The organism is Campylobacter concisus (genome assembly GCF_002165775.1).
In the GTDB taxonomy this organism is placed as follows: Bacteria; Campylobacterota; Campylobacteria; order Campylobacterales; family Campylobacteraceae; genus Campylobacter_A; species Campylobacter_A concisus_E.
Genome location: NZ_NDYP01000004.1, coordinates 43,316 through 59,033, shown reverse-complemented (window position 1 = coordinate 59,033; position 15,718 = coordinate 43,316). Strand labels below are relative to the sequence as shown.

The 15,718-nt window shown below is 36.0% G+C and carries 13 protein-coding genes; 8 read left to right on the top strand and 5 right to left on the bottom strand.

Features of this window, described 5'->3' with window-relative positions; genetic code table 11:
* Window positions 1-106 precede the first annotated feature (106 nt).
* Genes B9N66_RS05480 through B9N66_RS05460 form a run of 5 tightly spaced genes read left to right on the top strand, consistent with a single transcriptional unit; the run spans window position 107 to window position 5,949 of the window.
* Complete coding sequence (locus B9N66_RS05480; RefSeq protein WP_257639782.1) at window positions 107-1,513, top strand: CYTH and CHAD domain-containing protein; 1,407 nt, start codon at window positions 107-109, stop codon at window positions 1,511-1,513.
* A gap of 12 nt (window positions 1,514-1,525) precedes the next feature.
* Window positions 1,526-2,248: a bifunctional demethylmenaquinone methyltransferase/2-methoxy-6-polyprenyl-1,4-benzoquinol methylase UbiE gene (ubiE, locus tag B9N66_RS05475; protein ID WP_087580232.1), complete on the top strand. Its 723-nt coding sequence runs from the start codon at window positions 1,526-1,528 to the stop codon at window positions 2,246-2,248.
* On the top strand, window positions 2,241-3,407 hold the full coding sequence (gene xseA / locus B9N66_RS05470; protein ID WP_087580231.1) for an exodeoxyribonuclease VII large subunit: 1,167 nt from the start codon (window positions 2,241-2,243) through the stop codon (window positions 3,405-3,407). Before ubiE ends, xseA begins: the two co-directional genes overlap by 8 nt.
* A 2-nt stretch (window positions 3,408-3,409) precedes the next feature.
* Complete coding sequence (gene serC / locus B9N66_RS05465) at window positions 3,410-4,489, top strand: phosphoserine transaminase (RefSeq protein WP_087580230.1); 1,080 nt, start codon at window positions 3,410-3,412, stop codon at window positions 4,487-4,489.
* On the top strand, window positions 4,489-5,949 hold the full coding sequence (locus B9N66_RS05460; RefSeq protein ID WP_087580229.1) for a class I SAM-dependent methyltransferase: 1,461 nt from the start codon (window positions 4,489-4,491) through the stop codon (window positions 5,947-5,949). The genes serC and B9N66_RS05460 overlap by 1 nt, the downstream gene beginning before the upstream one ends.
* Window positions 5,950-5,980: 31 nt before the next feature.
* Here B9N66_RS05460 and B9N66_RS05455 read toward each other — a convergent pair whose 3' ends face one another.
* The gene (locus B9N66_RS05455) at window positions 5,981-6,721 is read right to left on the bottom strand and encodes a sulfite exporter TauE/SafE family protein (protein ID WP_087580228.1); all 741 of its coding nucleotides are present in this window, start codon (window positions 6,719-6,721) and stop codon (window positions 5,981-5,983) included.
* A 153-nt stretch (window positions 6,722-6,874) separates the two neighbouring features.
* On the opposite strand from B9N66_RS05455, the gene B9N66_RS05450 reads away from it, so the two are divergent.
* Window positions 6,875-8,146, top strand: coding sequence for an anthranilate synthase component I family protein (locus B9N66_RS05450; RefSeq protein WP_087580227.1), 1,272 nt, complete (start codon window positions 6,875-6,877; stop codon window positions 8,144-8,146).
* Here the strand turns inward: B9N66_RS05450 and B9N66_RS05445 are convergent.
* The 4 genes from B9N66_RS05445 to B9N66_RS05430 are packed head-to-tail and all read right to left on the bottom strand — an operon-like array spanning window position 8,143 to window position 14,015.
* Window positions 8,143-11,013: a response regulator gene (locus tag B9N66_RS05445; RefSeq protein WP_087580226.1), complete on the bottom strand. Its 2,871-nt coding sequence runs from the start codon at window positions 11,011-11,013 to the stop codon at window positions 8,143-8,145. The genes B9N66_RS05450 and B9N66_RS05445 overlap by 4 nt on opposite strands.
* Window positions 11,003-11,758, bottom strand: a complete 756-nt coding sequence (locus B9N66_RS05440) for a hypothetical protein (RefSeq protein ID WP_087577586.1) — start codon at window positions 11,756-11,758, stop codon at window positions 11,003-11,005. The genes B9N66_RS05445 and B9N66_RS05440 overlap by 11 nt, the downstream gene beginning before the upstream one ends.
* Window positions 11,755-13,572 carry an excinuclease ABC subunit UvrC gene (uvrC, locus tag B9N66_RS05435; RefSeq protein WP_087580225.1) on the bottom strand — a complete coding sequence of 606 codons (1,818 nt, stop codon included), beginning with the start codon at window positions 13,570-13,572 and terminating at the stop codon, window positions 11,755-11,757. The genes B9N66_RS05440 and uvrC overlap by 4 nt, the downstream gene beginning before the upstream one ends.
* The gene (locus B9N66_RS05430) at window positions 13,566-14,015 is read right to left on the bottom strand and encodes a hypothetical protein (protein ID WP_087580279.1); all 450 of its coding nucleotides are present in this window, start codon (window positions 14,013-14,015) and stop codon (window positions 13,566-13,568) included. Before B9N66_RS05430 ends, uvrC begins: the two co-directional genes overlap by 7 nt.
* Before the next feature lie 30 nt (window positions 14,016-14,045).
* Here B9N66_RS05430 and B9N66_RS09690 point away from each other — a divergent pair, with 30 nt between their 5' ends.
* Entirely contained in the window at window positions 14,046-14,213 is a 168-nt protein-coding gene (locus B9N66_RS09690; protein WP_021091736.1) for a hypothetical protein, read from the top strand.
* Between the two features lie 115 nt (window positions 14,214-14,328).
* Window positions 14,329-15,717 carry a sodium:proton antiporter NhaD gene (gene nhaD, locus B9N66_RS05425; protein WP_087580224.1) on the top strand — a complete coding sequence of 463 codons (1,389 nt, stop codon included), beginning with the start codon at window positions 14,329-14,331 and terminating at the stop codon, window positions 15,715-15,717.
* Window position 15,718 lies beyond the last annotated feature (1 nt).

The window sequence follows — 15,718 nt, the reverse complement described above, 5'->3', positions numbered from 1 at the left end:
TCTTTTTTCTTATAAAAATACTTTTAAAATAAGCCTAAATTTAGCATTTTTCTCATTGTTTTAAGCACTAACTTGCTAAAATGAACAAAAAATTTTGGAGAAAAATGTGAGTTTGGAGATAGAGCGTAAATTTTTACTCAAAAATTCTCAAATTCTAGATTTTTTAAAAGAAGCTGGAGTAGTCTTTAAGCATCTTGAAATTTCTCAGTTTTATACCAAGATAACGCAAAATGAAGAGATTCGCTTTCGAAGTGAAGAGGATAAATTTATAAAAACTGTAAAGATCGGTAAAGATCTAATCAGAGAAGAAAATGAAGAATTTTGCGAAAAGGTGGAGTTTAAAAAGGCTCTTAAAAACCGCATCGGTAGCGTCATCTTAAAAGATAGATATATTTTTAAACTAAATAACAATCCTTGCAATATCGATATTTTTAAAAATGAACTAAACGGGCTTTGTACATTTGAAATCGAATTTAGCGATGAAAATGAGGCTGTCTTTTTCAATCTGCCACCATTTTTAGAAAATTTTTGCCTAAGTGACGTAACTTGTGACAAAAGATATAAAAACAAATTTCTTGCCATCCATGCTAATGAAAATGAACAAATCGACTACAAAAGAGCCTACAAGATCATAAAAGAAAAAGAAATTCTGCCAAATTTTGCTGCAAATCTAAAAAGCGGAGAGGCGCTAAGAGTCCTTTTTGTTAGTATTTTTAAAGTAATAAAAAGGCTAAAAAGCCAGTATTTGATAGATAAAGATGAAGAAGTTTTGCATGAGCTTCGCGTAAATTTAAGAAAGGTTAGATCGATCCTTAAAATTTTTAACGGCGTTTTTGATAAGAAAGTGACACTTTTTTTTGGTGAGAATTTTAAAATGCTTGCAAACTCGACAAACAAAAAGCGAGATTTGGATGTATTTTTGAGCTTTTTAAACGAGCAAAAGCACGCAAATGAGCCTATCTATTTTGTGCAAAAGGCTCTAGATTTAGAGTATGAAAATGTAAAAAGCTACCTTGGCGACGAAGAAAACTACGCATTTTTAAAAGAGTGGGAGATATTTTTAAACGAGGGTGAATTTTATAAGTCAAAACTCTTTGATGTAAGCCTTTCGCGACTTGGTTCGTTTAAGCTTAGAACACTTTTGGTTTTAGCTCAAAAAAGGCTAAAAAGCCTTAATCAAGACTGCCCAAATGAGAGCTTTCATGATCTTAGGATAGAGCTTAAAAAGATGAGATACACATATGAGTTTTTATGTGAAATTTTTTATTTTGAAGGGCTTAAAAAGTATGAAGAGAAGCTAAAGCAGATGCAAGAAATTTTTGGTAATCTTCAAGACTATGACGTCTGGCTCGGCATCCTTAAAAGGCTTCCAGAAATGCTAGATAAAGAGAGGCTTGAGAGTAAAATTTACAAGCAAATTTATAAAAGTAGAGAAGAGATACTAAAAAAGCGTCTTAAATTTATAAAAGCAACTCGTAAAATTTCAAGAAATTTAAAAATTTACTACATATAAAAGGGCAAATTTATGCAAAAACAAGAAAAAATAGTTGATATGTTTAACCAGATCGCTCCGACTTATGACGTCGCAAACAGAGTGCTAAGTCTTGGTGTGGACGTGAGTTGGAGGAAATTTGCCTGCAGATATATGCTAGAAATTTTTAAAAATAAAAGTATAAATATCGTAGATGTGGCTTGTGGCACTGGCGATATGATGGGGCTTTGGAGTGAAATTTCAAAAGAATTTGGCGTGCAGATAAAAAGCCTTACTGGTATCGATCCCTCAAGTGGTATGCTAAAAGAGGCGAAGGCAAAATTTCCAAATTTTCAATTTATAGAGGCCTACGCTGACAACACTACGCTTGCAAGCAGAGAGGCTCAAATTTTAAGCATAAGCTATGGCATTAGAAATGTGGTCGAGCGAAAGGCAGCGCTTAGGGAGTTTAACAGAGTGCTTGCTCTAAATGGCTACGTAGTCGTACTTGAATTTACAAAACGCCAGAAAAAAGGCCTTATAACCTCGCTAAGAGATTTTTACCTAAGTAAAATTTTGCCAAAAATTGGTGGCTTTATCTCAAAAAACAAAGAGGCATACGAATATCTGCCAAGCTCGATCGAAAATTTCTTGGATGCTAAGAGCTTTTGTGATGAGCTAGTCGAAGCTGGTTTTGAGATAGAGCTTTACAAGGGCTTTAGTATGGATATCTCGACGCTATTTATCGCTAAAAAGGTAAGAGAAATCAATGCTTAGTGTTTCTGAGCTAAACGAAAAAGCAAAGGCACTACTTGAAGCCACACTTGACTATGTCGAGGTAAGTGGCGAAATTTCGCGCCTTACTAAGCACGCCTCTGGACACTGGTACTTCACGCTAAAGGATGAGAAGTCAAGCATCTCAGCTGTGATGTATCGCATGAACAACCAAAAAGTGAAATTCCTGCCAAAAGATGGGTTAAAAGTAAAAATTTATGGCAAAGTGACTATTTACTCGCCAAGTGGGTCCTATCAGCTAGTGGCAAGTTCGATGCTGCCTGATGGCGAGGGCGAGCTTGAGCTTGCGTTTAGGCAGCTTAAAGAAAAGCTCGAAAATGAGGGGCTTTTTGACATTGCTGCAAAAAAAGAGATACCAAATTTACCTAAAAAAATAGCCCTTGTCACAAGCGCTACTTCGGCAGCGCTTCAGGATATGTTAAAGGTCGTGACGAGCCGTTGGAAATTAAGCGAAATTTATATTTTTGATGCTTTAACTCAAGGTGAAAATGCCCCAAGCTCGCTTATAAAAGCCTTGCGCAGAGCCGATAAATACGGCGTAGATGTGATTGTTTTAGCTAGAGGAGGTGGCAGCAAAGAGGATCTTTGGTGCTTTAACGACGAGGGCTTAGCTCGTGAAATTTACGCTACAAAGACGCCAGTCATAAGCGCTATCGGACACGAGATCGACTACGTTATAAGCGACTTTGTAGCAGACCGCAGATCGCTTACGCCAAGTGCAGCTATGCTTGATCTGCTGCCTGATGAAGAGGCATTTTTTCAGTATCTTGACAGGCTCAGCGATGATCTTGATAGCGCTTTAAGCTTAAAGATCACCAAAAAGCAAAATTTGTTAAATGTTCTTCTTTCTAAATTTTCATCAAATGCCCTAAAAGCTAGGATCGAGCTAAAATTTAGTGAGGTAGCAAACAAGCAAAACGCCCTAGCAAACGCCGTGCAAAGAAAAATTTTAGTCCTTGGCTCGGCCCTTAGCTCACTAGAGAAGGCTTATGAGATGAGGGAACTTTTTTTTGAGAGCACAAAAGGGCTTATCGAGGTTAGAAAAGATGGCAAGAGGGTTGATCTTAGGGATTTAAATTTAAATGATGAGATCGAGCTTATCTCGCAAAATACACATAAAAAAGCAATTATCAAGGAGTAAAAATGAGTAGAAAAATCAACTTTAGCGCAGGTCCAAGCGCGATACCACTAAGCGTTTTAGAGCACGCAAAGGCCGAATTTACCGACTACAGAGGCGAGGGCTACTCGATCATGGAGATCAGCCACAGAAGCAAGACCTTTGAGGAGATCCACTTTGGCGCGATGGATAAGATAAGAAAGCTTTACGGCATCGGTGATGAGTATGAAATTTTATTCTTGCAAGGCGGCGCACATTTGCAATTTAGCATGATACCGATGAATTTATATCAAGGTGGCAAGGCGCAATACGCAAACACCGGCGTTTGGACAAACAAAGCGATCAAAGAGGCAAAAGTACTTGGTGTAAATGTGGATGTCGTAGCAAGTAGCGAGGATGAAAATTTCTCTTACATTCCTGATGTGAAATTTAGTGATGACGCTGACTACGCCTACATCTGCTCAAATAATACGATTTACGGCACGCAGTATAAGGCTATGCCAAAGACAAAATCTCCCCTAGTTGTCGATGCTTCGAGCGACTTTTTCGCTAGACCGCTTGATTTTAGTAGTATCGGCTTGCTTTACGGTGGCGCTCAGAAAAATGCAGGCCCAAGTGGCGTGACTATCGTTATTTTAAGAAAAGACTTAGTTGATCGCGTGAGCAGCCAAAACGTCCCTATGTTTTTGCGCTACAAAACGCACGTAGAGGCAAACTCGCTTTACAACACACCACCAACCTTTGGAATTTATCTTTTAAATTTAACCATGCAGCACCTGCTAGATCTTGGCGGACTTGCCAAGGTTGAGAAGATAAATGCCAAAAAAGCAAGCACGCTTTACGACATCATAGATAGCTCAAATGGCTTTTACGTGGGCCATGCCAAAAAATCAAGCAGATCAGATATGAACGTGAGCTTTACGATACCAAAAGATCACGCACTTGAGCCAGTTTTTGTCGAAGAAGCACTAAAAGAGGGCATGCTAGGGCTAAAAGGTCACAGACATCTTGGCGGCATAAGAGCCTCTATCTACAACGCCGTTAGCCAAAGCGATGTCGAGAAACTTGGCGAGTTTATGAGAGAATTTGCAAGAAAACATAGCTAATGAATAAAACAAAGAAAGCTTACGATGAAATTCCTTATTTCTCGGCCGCATTTAGCGACTGCTCGCCTGTTAGGATAGAGGCGGTTGCTAAATTTCTGGGGCTTAAAGCAGCTAGCTTAAAAGAGGCTAGGGTGCTTGAGCTTGGCTCGTCATATGGCGGTAATATCTTGCCATTTGCTATTTCGCACAAAAGCGCAAAAGTCGTTGGTATCGACATCTCAAGCCATCAAGTGGCTGAAGGTAACAAAGTAGCAAAGCAGATAGGTTTAGAAAATTTTACTCTGCTTGAGCGAAATTTTTTGCACATGAACGAAAGCGATATAAAAGAGCTTGGGAAATTTGACTATATTATAGCTCATGGCGTTTATAGCTGGGTGAGCCCAAATGTAAGAGATGCACTGCTTGCCACGATTAAAGCACTACTTAGCAAGGATGGCATCGCTTATGTTTCGTATAATACCTATCCTGGCTGGAAGAGCCTTGATATTTTAAGAGATTTTATGCTTTTTGTTAGCTCAGGCAATGACAGCAAAGAAGCACTTGCTCACGTAAAAGGTGAGTTAAATTTCTTACAGGATTATTTAAAATTTAGCCTGCAAAGCCAAAGCGATGTCGTATACAAAGATAGCATGAAGCTTCTTCTAACGCAGCTAAATTTCTTGCAAGGCATCATCGCAAAGGGTAATGATTATTATATATTGCATGACTTTTTAGAGGCTAGCAACGAGCCAATCTACTTTCATAAATTTGCTAAACATATCGATAAGCATGGACTTTGCTACGTCATAGACGCTTCGCTAAATGATATCTTTGCAAGCTCAACTGGAATTTATCGCTTTGACGCACATATCGAGCAAAATTACAACTCTCGCATCAAAAAAGAGCAGCTAAACGATTTTTTATTTAATAGATCATTTAGAAAAAGTCTCATCTCTCATAAGGAGAGGCTTGGCGGTACTGAGGACTTTGATGCAGTGCTTGGAGAGAGCGAGCTTGATAAGATTTACTTTGCATATTTTAGCGAGCAGCCAAGGACAAAAACGCAAGAAATTTTAAGCAAAAGCTATCCACAAAGCTTAAATTTAAGTGAAGTAAAGGCTGCACTTAGCGAGAATGCAAATGAAGCTTTTGTGGGACTGCTTGAAATTTTAAACGATCAAAACACTAAAATCTCTTCTTCAAAACTCAAAGCACTTATCTATGAGCCTGGTAAAACTAGACTAAAGCCTAGAGCTGCTGCGTATCTTGAGTATTTTTTAAATGCTAGCTCACCAGTTATCTCTTTGGCAAATGAGCTAAATGGCAAGCTAAACTTAAGCCATGAAGAGATCAAGGCCGCTTTAAAATTTGATGGCAAAGCTAGTTTAAAAGATATCGTAAAGAGCGTAAATTTAAGTAAAGATGAGCTAAAAGAGCTTGCTTTTAAACTAAGTGAAGCTTACTTTTTTGAAGAAATTTAAAAAAAAGAGCGTGGCAAATTTAGCCATGCTCTTACTCAAAAAACATATCTTTTAATATCAAACATATCATCGCTATGTAAAAGACCAAAAACCATTTTTTAAGTGTTTTTTTGTCGGTATTTTGCGTCTTTTTAGTGCCAAAGTATGCGCCTATTAGCGAGCCAAGACCTAAAAATATGCCCTCAGCGTATGAGATGTGACCATTTAGTGAGAGTGAGATGAAGCCAGCAATGGCTGCAAACATAACGAAAAATACGCCCATAGAAACGGCTTTTTTCATATCATAGCGCAAGAAGCCAACTAAAATAGGAGCTATAAAAACCCCACCGCCTATGCCTATACTAATGGCAAGTGCACCTATACAAAAACCAACTAAAAATAGCAAAAACACTGAGTTGTTCGCATTTGTACCGTCGCTATTTGGTGTGAAGTATAGTTTTATGAGTGAAAAGATAAAAGTTGCAAGCAAGAGCAGTTCGAGTAAAAGCTCAGGCGTGTGAGATACTATGATGCCACTAAAGCTAGCTCCGACCAATCCTCCAAGACCTAAAAATACGCCGCGATTTAGTTTTAAAAGGCCAGCTTTGTAGTTTAGATACGAGCCAAAAGTCGCACTAAATATCATTTGCATGACGCTTATGCCAATAGCAGTTTTTATGTCATATCCAAAGGCGACCATTATAGGAACGACGACCGTGCCGCCACCGATGCCAAAAAAGCCAGCGATGTATCCAACGCCGATACCAATTATAAAAAGTTCAACAAAAAGCATAAATTTCCTTTTATGAGTGCCAAATTTTAGCCAAGCGGTGTTAAAAAAATAGTAAAAAGGTGAAATTTGGGCATAAATTTAGAAATTTGATAAAAATTTTAAAAACTAAAAGCGAACTTTTTTTATAATCACCCAAAAATTTAAAGGAAAAAAATGCTCTTAGAACAACCATTGTTTTATTATGAAGTGATTAGAGAAAAATTTAAAAATAGCTACCTAGCCGAGGATAAGACGCAAACGATTATAGGCATTGATTGCGAATATATCGATGAAAAGGATATGGATTTTTATGGGCTTAGAAGTTATTTTGATACAAATCGTAATAAATCTTTAGCTCCGTTTGCGGGGCTCTTTGGTGTTTTTGCTTATGATGGTGTGAGATATTTTGAATATATCGGAGAAGAGAAAGCTAAAAAGTACGAATTTCCAAAATTTATCTATGCCGATGCAAAAGCTTATCTACACTTTGACAAGATGAGTAAAATTTATACATTTTATGGAGATAAGAATAAATATTATGACTTTTTGCTTGATGCGAAAGTTGAATGCAAAAATAAAGAGCAGAGTAAATTTAGTATAAGAACTGATCTTAGTAAAGAAAAGAAACACTTTGAGGATATGGTTGAGTTAGCAAAAGAGTATATAAGAAGTGGCGATGTATTTCAGGTGGTGCTTGGTGAATTACTTGAAATTTCAACGAATATGAGTAGTCTAGACTTTTATAAAAAGCTCTCACTTACAAATCCAAGCCCATATATGTTTCATTTTCCTACACCTTATGGCGATGTGGTTGGCTCTTCGCCAGAGCTTGTTTTTGAGATGAAAAGTGAGCAAATTTTTGTAGCTCCGATCGCAGGCACAAGGCCTAGAGGAAGCGATGCAAATGCAGATGCAGCACTTGAAAATGAGCTTTTAAGTGACGAAAAGGAGCTGGCTGAACATAAAATGCTAATCGATCTTGCCAGAAATGACATCGGCAGGGTTTCAGAACCAAAAAGTGTATTTGTAAAAAATGCAATGCATATCCAAAAATATGAAAAAGTAATTCATATCGTAAGCGATGTCTATGGCAAGTGCGCTAAAGGGCTTGATCTTTTCGACGTCTTAGCTAGTATTTTTCCAGCTGGCACGCTAAGTGGTGCCCCAAAAATAAGAGCTATGCAGATAATCAATGAGCTTGAAATTTCTGAGCGAAATATCTATGGCGGTGGCATTGGATTTTTACATTTTAATGGCGATGCTCAGGTTGCTATTCTTATTCGATCAGCCATATTTGTGCCAAGTGAAAATGGCTTTAGTGATGTATTTGTGGGGGCTGGAGCTGGTATAGTTTATGACTCAAAGAGCGAAAGAGAATACGCTGAAATTTGCCATAAGCGAGCAAGCGTGCTAAATGTATTTAAAAATAACGCAAAAGAGTTTTAGGCGTTAAACTTAATAAATTCATAAGAGCTTTTAGCGTAGCTAGTGCCCATAGAATCGATTTGTTCCCTTACGGTAGCTGAAAGCTCTGCTTTTGTGATATTTTTAGCTAGCACTTTTACAAAAGGAAATTCACTTCTTTCTTGTGCGCCAAATATCAGCACTCTTGTATCAACCTTTTTGCTTTGCCTTATCTTATCAACAACTCTTGTTAGCTCTTCGTAGTTGAAGTCTTTTACATTTTCATCTATAAGAACGATGCCATAAGTTTTGGTTTTTATCTTTGTTAATAGCTCATCAAAGCTATTTGTGGTTTCAAGTGTGTTGTAAAATTCTCCTAAAGCTGAGCTAAATATTTTATTTTCCATTGGCGATTTCTTAAATAAAATAATATTTTCACTTTTTGCTAGATAGCTTTCGTCTATTGCAATCTCGCCAAAATTTGGCAAAAATTTTCTAAAAATTTGAGCCAGTTCGTCGCTATTTATTGGCGTTTTTATATAGGCATTGAAGTATTCTTTGACACTCTCTCCATCTATATTTGAAGTGTTTGAAAGCATTAGTATAATTGGAATTTTTGCATTTTGTATGGCTGTTTTTATAAGATCAAGATTTTTTTGAATGCTATTTTTTTCAGCTTCGAAAAATTTCGAGCCAACAAAGATAAGGTCAAAATCGCCTTGCTTTATGGCTTGTTTTAAATCTTTTTTATTACAAACTCCCACAACTTCGCAGTTAAATTTACTAAAGCCACTTGCTGTTATATCTATGTAAATTTCATTAGTATCGCAGATCAAAATTTTTGGTTTATCGTTTAAATTTTTATTCATAATATCAGCTTCACCCAAGCAAAGTAGTCTTGTGATACTTAACGGAGTTAGCGGATCTTTTAAAATGAGCGGATTTTTAATATCTTGACCTTGCTTATTGGTATTTCTTAAAAATATAGCATCATAATTTTTTGTAATAGATGGACTAGTGCTTGTTAACATATCTACTTTGAGCCCAAGGTCTTTTGTGGTCTGCTCAAAAGCTTCGTTGTAAGCTACATTTACATCTTGCAAAAATGCTAATTTATGATTGCATTTTATATCAAAGTCTTTATGGTTTGATGTTGTTTTAAAAATGACTACAAATTTAAACTCATTGCCAATACTTGGAAACGAGTTAATCTCCAGCTTACTTTCTAAATTTTTTAAATAAATTTGAGCGATTTTTAGATAAAACTCGCTCTCATCATTATTTAAGCTATTCTCATCATCTGAAAATATATCTGAAATTTGCTTTTCACTCATGGCAGCTGAGCTATTTTTTATGCTAAAGCTTACAGAACAAAGTCCGCTTCTATCAAACTCTTTTTGAACTTTTTTGATAGCGATGATAATGTTTTGATGTCTTAAAGACATTGATAAAGATGCCAAAAAGATAGAGTTAAATGCGGTTTTTAATGAATTTAGATTTCCTTCTAGTTCATTTGTAAGGCTTGGATCAAGGTAGCTTATAAAATTTATCTTTTTGCTTTGCGAATAGACAATATTTGCTTGCAAAATTTCTTCAAAGCTTTTTTGAGGATCAAATATCTCGGTTTTATTGCATTCGCTATATTTTTTAACATTTGAGATATTTTTAGCATTGTTATAAAGCGAAGTCATGATATTTGCATTTTTTTCTATCGTGTCTATAAATACTTGCTTTTTGCTATTATTTGTTTCTATTTTTAAAGCCGCGGTCGATGTAAAAATTTCTTTATTAATAGACTCTAGTTTCTTGCTCACGGATAAAATATATTTATCTTTTATCTGAAAAAAGCTGCTATCTTTTATATAGGCTTCTTTTAGATCTTCATAAGTTTTTATGAGCTTTGATATCGCATTATCCGCACTTGTCTCTTTTGATGATAGGATATAGTTTGATATGTATTTTGACTTATCGATAAGCACCTTTAAAAATTTCAACCTAGCAGAAATGCTAAGCAAAGACAAAATGAGCAAGCCACAAAGCAAAAACTCAAAAAAGGTCTTTATGCCAAAGCTTATTTTCTCGCTCTTAGTAAGTTCTAGTAGCTCATTTTTTATGTTTATGGCACTATCTAATAAAAGTATAAATTTATCATCTTCATACTGTTTAATTAAGATGATATCTTCGATATTTAGTTTTTCAGAAAATGCGATCTTGGCTTTAGCTTCTCTTATTTTTTTAGCTTGATAGTTGGCTTCAAACTGATTAAAGTCTTTGTAAATATTCTCTTTTAGCTCACTTTTTGGAAGCATATCAAGATTTGGTGTGTTGTCTCTTACGGAATATATATTTTCTCTCACATTGCTATTTATTGAAAATAAAGGGCCATTTATAAAGATATTTTTTACGTAGTATTTAGTGTTGTTTGCTAAAGAGAGTTGGTTGTAAATTTTACTTAAAGTTGCGGCATAAGCTTTTATTATAAGCGGAAAGTCTCGGTCTAAATCTTGTTTAAAATCGCTATCTATTTCTCCATTTATATTTTGGAAAAATTCGTAAAATAGTTCATCAAATTTATCATTTTGGTTGAGATTTGCTAGCAATTCTTTTAATTTATTTACATTTCGTATCTCGGTGCGATCGTCTTTTCTTATAGAATTTATAAATTTTTGTGTATTTTTTAAGGTGCTATCTCGCAACTTTTTTATATCTTCTTGGCTTTTGCCTATTAGCGTATCGTGCTCTTGTATTACAGATTTTATAGTTTGAAATACTAAGGATTGTTTATATAGTTTTTCATTTAGATCTTTTAGATCTGTGAATTTTTTATAGCTTTCATTTCCGCTATATGCGCAAAAGATCGCTGAAATTATTATTGGCGCTAACAATATATAAAATTTATTATTTTTCATGGATACTCTTTTTGCTATATTTTTTGACGATATTTTCTATCTCAATTAGTCTTTTGGTAAAAAGAGACATCTCTTTCATCTTTCCATTTTGATTGTTATCTAAAAGAGCATTAAGCTCATTTGCTAGATTATTAAGCTTTAAATTTAATGCAGCCTCTCTTATCTCATCTACATATTTTTTGAGCATTATCTCGTCTTTTGCGATTATGGCTGATTGGATTTGGATAAGAATTTCTCTTGCGTTGTGTAAAAAGATATTTAAATAGGATGCAAAATCTTTTTTATTTAAATTTAGTATTTTAAGTGATGTTTCAAACCAGGAATCATCGATAAGTGATTGTGTCTGTGTATCAAAAAGATACCATGCGTTTAGTTTAAAAACAGGCAGTCTTAGTGTAGGTTTTACTTTTACTGCTGCTATTAGATTTTGGTTGTTTATTATGTCTTGCTTCTCTAAAAGCACGATAAAAAATTTTTCACCATTTTTTAAAATAGCATTTTGCAATCTCGCTTCTAGTAAGATCGCACCACCATCTTTTCTTTTTAAATTTACTCTAGCACTATTATCTTTCGTATTTTGTAAAAATTCCAAGAAGCTGTAGTTTGTACTTTCCTGGCTTGTTATGACTAGCTCGCTTATATCTTTGTATTGCAACAAAAAGTCATCTAAACTATCAAAACCCAATAGCTCAAGTGAATCTTGCGTTATCGCAGATATTTTTAAATTTTCATCGTATATTATCACTTCAAATTTCCTTCTTTGAGTACTGCAAGCTTTTCTGCTACGCTTTTATTTGTTATTTTTGCCACTTCGTCTAAATTCGCTTCGCTGATTTTATCAAAACTTCCGTAAAAGCTGATTAATTTCGCGATACTGCCCTCAGAAACGCCAGCTTGCTTTAGAATTGATCTTTGCATATCGTTTTTCTGCCTTGTTTTTCTGTGAAAGCTAATGACAAATCTATGGCTTTCATCACGCATTTTTTGGAAAAACTGAAGCTTTTTATCGCTCGTGCTTAGGCTAAAGCTACCACTTTTTGTGTAAATTTTATCCTTTGCCTCGCCTTTTGCGCGGTGAGCTTTGGCGTCTATCTTTTCTTTTGAAATGGCTATCACATCGACGTTTGCGCCACTGCTCGCTAAAATTTCACAGGCTAAATTTAAAAGCACTTCACCACCATCAATGACCCAAATATCAGGCGGGCTAAGCTTGTCAAATCTAAGTGCTCTGGCTGTCAAACTCTCTTTCATCTGATCGTAGTCGTTTTTAGAGCTTAGGTGCATATGGCGGTAGTTTTGCTTCGCCCACTCGCCATGCTCATAGCGCACCATCGCTCCGACACTTGCCTCGCCAAAAAGGTGCGAGTTGTCGTAAGCCTCGACCACGTAAGGCGTGTGAGCTAGGTCAAAGTACTCTTTTATCTCGTTTAATAGCACGTTATCGTGCGTTTTTAGATATTTTTCAATGCTAACTTCAGCGTTTTTGGTAGCGATCTCACAAATTTTACGCTTATCGCCTATCTTTGGGCATGTGATGCTAAATTTACGTCCAAATCTCTCGTTTAAAATTTCCTCCACCAGCTCACTATCTTCAAAGCTCTCATGCACATAAATTTTGGTGCTAATTATCGGCTGTCCAGCTATGAAGCTTTTTAAAATAGCCTGCTTATAAGCTTCGTTTATCTCATCTTTTTGAGCGTTTTTGGCCTGCGTGATGTCAGTTTTTACGCCAGTTATCTTGCCATTTTGCACGCTAAATCTCACCGCACAGATCATATCATGCACACAAGCGACCGAGTAGGCCTCAAAGTCCTCAAGCTTAGCAAGATCAACTTCAACCTTTGTTTGCATATTTTTAAGTGTTTGTATCTTATCTCTAGTAGCGGCTGCTTGCTCGTAGTCTTCGGCCTTGGCGTAGTTTAGCATGAGCTCTTCAAGGCGAGCGATGAGCAAATTTGGATTTTGTAAGGCCGCGATAGCTTCGTTTACGATCTTAGCGTAGTTTTCTTTTGAAATTTTGCCCTCGCATGGGGCATAGCAGCGTTTTAGCTGATAAAAAAGGCAGGCTTTTTTGCCTTTGATGCAGGATTTTTTCTGAACGAGGTTGAAATTTAGATAAAGTGCCTCAAGCAGCTCGCTAGCTCCACTAAAATATGGCCCAAAATAGCGGATATTCGAGCCTTTTACCACCTTTCTAGTGATCTCAAATCTTGGAAAATCATCATTTAAATTTATAAAGATATAAGGATAGGTCTTGTCGTCACGAAGCAAGATGTTGTATTTTGGCTTAAGCTGCTTGATGAAAGAATTTTCAAGTATTAGAGCATCTGCTTCGCTTGGCGTGACGATGTATTCAAGATGCACCGCCTCGCTTATCATCTTTGAAATTCTAGGGCTTAGTTTTTCAGCCGGAGCTAGGCTTGGGGTAAATTTAAAGTAGCTTTTGACCCTATTTTTTAAAATTTTGGCCTTGCCAACGTATAAGAGCCTATTTTGTGCGTCAAAATACTGATATACGCCAGGCTCGTTTGGAAGCGTTCTGATCTCGTCTATTAGCATCTTGCCTGCTCATTTTTCTTGAGCAAAATTTCTCTTAGCTCTTCAAATTTTTGGTGTATTTGCTCGTCTTTTGCTAAATTTTTAAACTCACCTTTGCTAGCTGGTGCATAAAAGATGGCACTTTGCTCTTTTTGATTAAAAAATTTTAAAAATTTGCTCACGACAAATCTTATATTTTCTTCTTTTTTGTTTTTTGTATAGTTGATTTCATTAATAGGTTTTGGAGTAAGAATGCTGTTAAAAACGCTATTTTTATTAAAATTGCAAAAGGTTTTTAATAACCTTTTTATATCATTTATACTACTATCACGCCTAAGCTCTAAAAGCCCAGTGGGATGAGTAAGAACAAAGGTCAAAACACCTTCTCTAACGTAGCAAAAAGCTATATAAAATCGTTTTGCTTTCCCCATAAGCTCTAAAAGCTGTTGGCACTCATTTGCCATGCTTAATTTTTCTTTATACAAAGGATTTTCGTGAATAGTATTTATCAAAAATTTAGCGTTTTTCATGGGCTTATCTTATCATCTTTTATTTTAATTTTTACTCTTTTTGCATTTAGCGGTTGTGGCTATAAAGATGATCCATTTTATGGAAATGCTCCCGTAAAAGAAAAGAAAACTGACAAGATAAACAAAATCTAGTAAAATTTTCGTATTTAAATAAAAATGTAATGTAAGCTTAATAATTTTAACTAACCTAATTTTTAGGCTCATTTAAGTAATATACCAAGATTTTTTATTCTACAAGGAGAGTATAATGAGGTTTTTTGGACTTCTAGGCTTGTTTTTCGCGATGGCTTTTGGTGCTGATGGAGAAACCGCAGCTATTGACTTAACTACTACATGGGCAGGAATTTTATCGCTTATAATTTTTGTTGTTGGATATTTTTTCATAGCAGCGGAAGAAAATTTCCACATTGATAAAGCAAAACCTGCTATTTTTATCGGTACATTTATGTTCCTACTTATCGGTGTTTACATGCTTATAAATGGCATGGATGTGCATTCGCTTGAACATGAGGTAAATCACCTGATTTTAGAGATCGCTCAGATCGTATTTTTCTTGATGGTGGCGATGACTTTTATCGAAGCACTTATCGAAAGAGATGTATTTAATGCACTTAAATATAATCTCGTATCAAAAGGCTATACTTATAGAAAGCTGTTTTGGCTAACTGGTATTTTGGCATTTTTTATAAGCCCAGTAGCTGATAACCTAACAACAGCGCTTATTCTTTCAACCGTTCTTCTAACGATAGATAGAAATAATACAAATTTCCTAGTGGCTGGCGCAATAAACATCGTCGTAGCAGCAAATGCAGGTGGGGCATGGAGTCCATTTGGCGATATCACTACGCTTATGGCTTGGGCTGCTGGAAAAGCACCATTTGTCGACTTTTTTGCACTTTTCCCAGCATCTATCATAGGTTGGTTTGTAACGGCATTTTTACTTTCTCGCGTGGTGCCAAGTACTGCACCACATTTTGATGTGGCAAACGAGCCAAAAGTGGTTATGAAAAAAGGCGGTAAAGTGGTTATTTTTATAGGCGCATTTACTATCTTTTGTGCAGTTATGATGCATCAGCTTTTCCACTTGCCAGCGATGTGGGGAATGATGTTTGGTTTCTCACTACTTAGTCTTTATACTTACTATTTCAAAAAAGCTCACAAAAATGAAGAGCCAATGCATGTATTTCACTATATGTCAAAGATCGAAAATAACACACTATTTTTCTTCTTTGGAATTTTAGCTGCAGTTGGCGCTCTTCATTTTGCTGGATTTTTAAATTACGCTGTATCACTTTATGATAAATTTGGCTCAACTGCTGTAAATATTGGCGTTGGCTTCCTTTCAGCGATCGTTGATAACGTTCCAGTTATGTCAGCTGTTTTAAAAGCAAATCCAGCAATGGGAGCTGATGCAGGCGAGGCGATGAGTCAGTGGCTACTAGTGACACTAACTGCTGGTATCGGCGGTTCGATGATCAGCTTTGGTTCAGCAGCTGGTGTTGGAGTAATGGGTAAATTAAAAGGAATTTATACCTTTGGTGCACATATGAAATACGCTTGGATGGTGGTTCTAGGATATATCGTATCGATCATTGTTTGGTATGTGCAGTTTGAAATTTTTCATATCTATTTTTAAA

Excerpts from the sequence above, each read along its gene's own strand:
- uvrC (WP_087580225.1), bottom strand. The coding sequence starts at position 13,572 with ATGCTAATAGACGAGATCAGAACGCTTCCAAACGAGCCTGGCGTATAT.
- xseA (WP_087580231.1), top strand. The coding sequence starts at position 2,241 with ATGCTTAGTGTTTCTGAGCTAAACGAAAAAGCAAAGGCACTACTTGAA.
- B9N66_RS05445 (WP_087580226.1), bottom strand. The coding sequence starts at position 11,013 with ATGAAAAATAATAAATTTTATATATTGTTAGCGCCAATAATAATTTCA.
- B9N66_RS05460 (WP_087580229.1), top strand. The coding sequence starts at position 4,489 with ATGAATAAAACAAAGAAAGCTTACGATGAAATTCCTTATTTCTCGGCC.
- ubiE (WP_087580232.1), top strand. The coding sequence starts at position 1,526 with ATGCAAAAACAAGAAAAAATAGTTGATATGTTTAACCAGATCGCTCCG.
- nhaD (WP_087580224.1), top strand. The coding sequence starts at position 14,329 with ATGAGGTTTTTTGGACTTCTAGGCTTGTTTTTCGCGATGGCTTTTGGT.
- B9N66_RS05430 (WP_087580279.1), bottom strand. The coding sequence starts at position 14,015 with ATGGCAAATGAGTGCCAACAGCTTTTAGAGCTTATGGGGAAAGCAAAA.
- B9N66_RS05455 (WP_087580228.1), bottom strand. The coding sequence starts at position 6,721 with ATGCTTTTTGTTGAACTTTTTATAATTGGTATCGGCGTTGGATACATC.
- B9N66_RS05450 (WP_087580227.1), top strand. The coding sequence starts at position 6,875 with ATGCTCTTAGAACAACCATTGTTTTATTATGAAGTGATTAGAGAAAAA.
- serC (WP_087580230.1), top strand. The coding sequence starts at position 3,410 with ATGAGTAGAAAAATCAACTTTAGCGCAGGTCCAAGCGCGATACCACTA.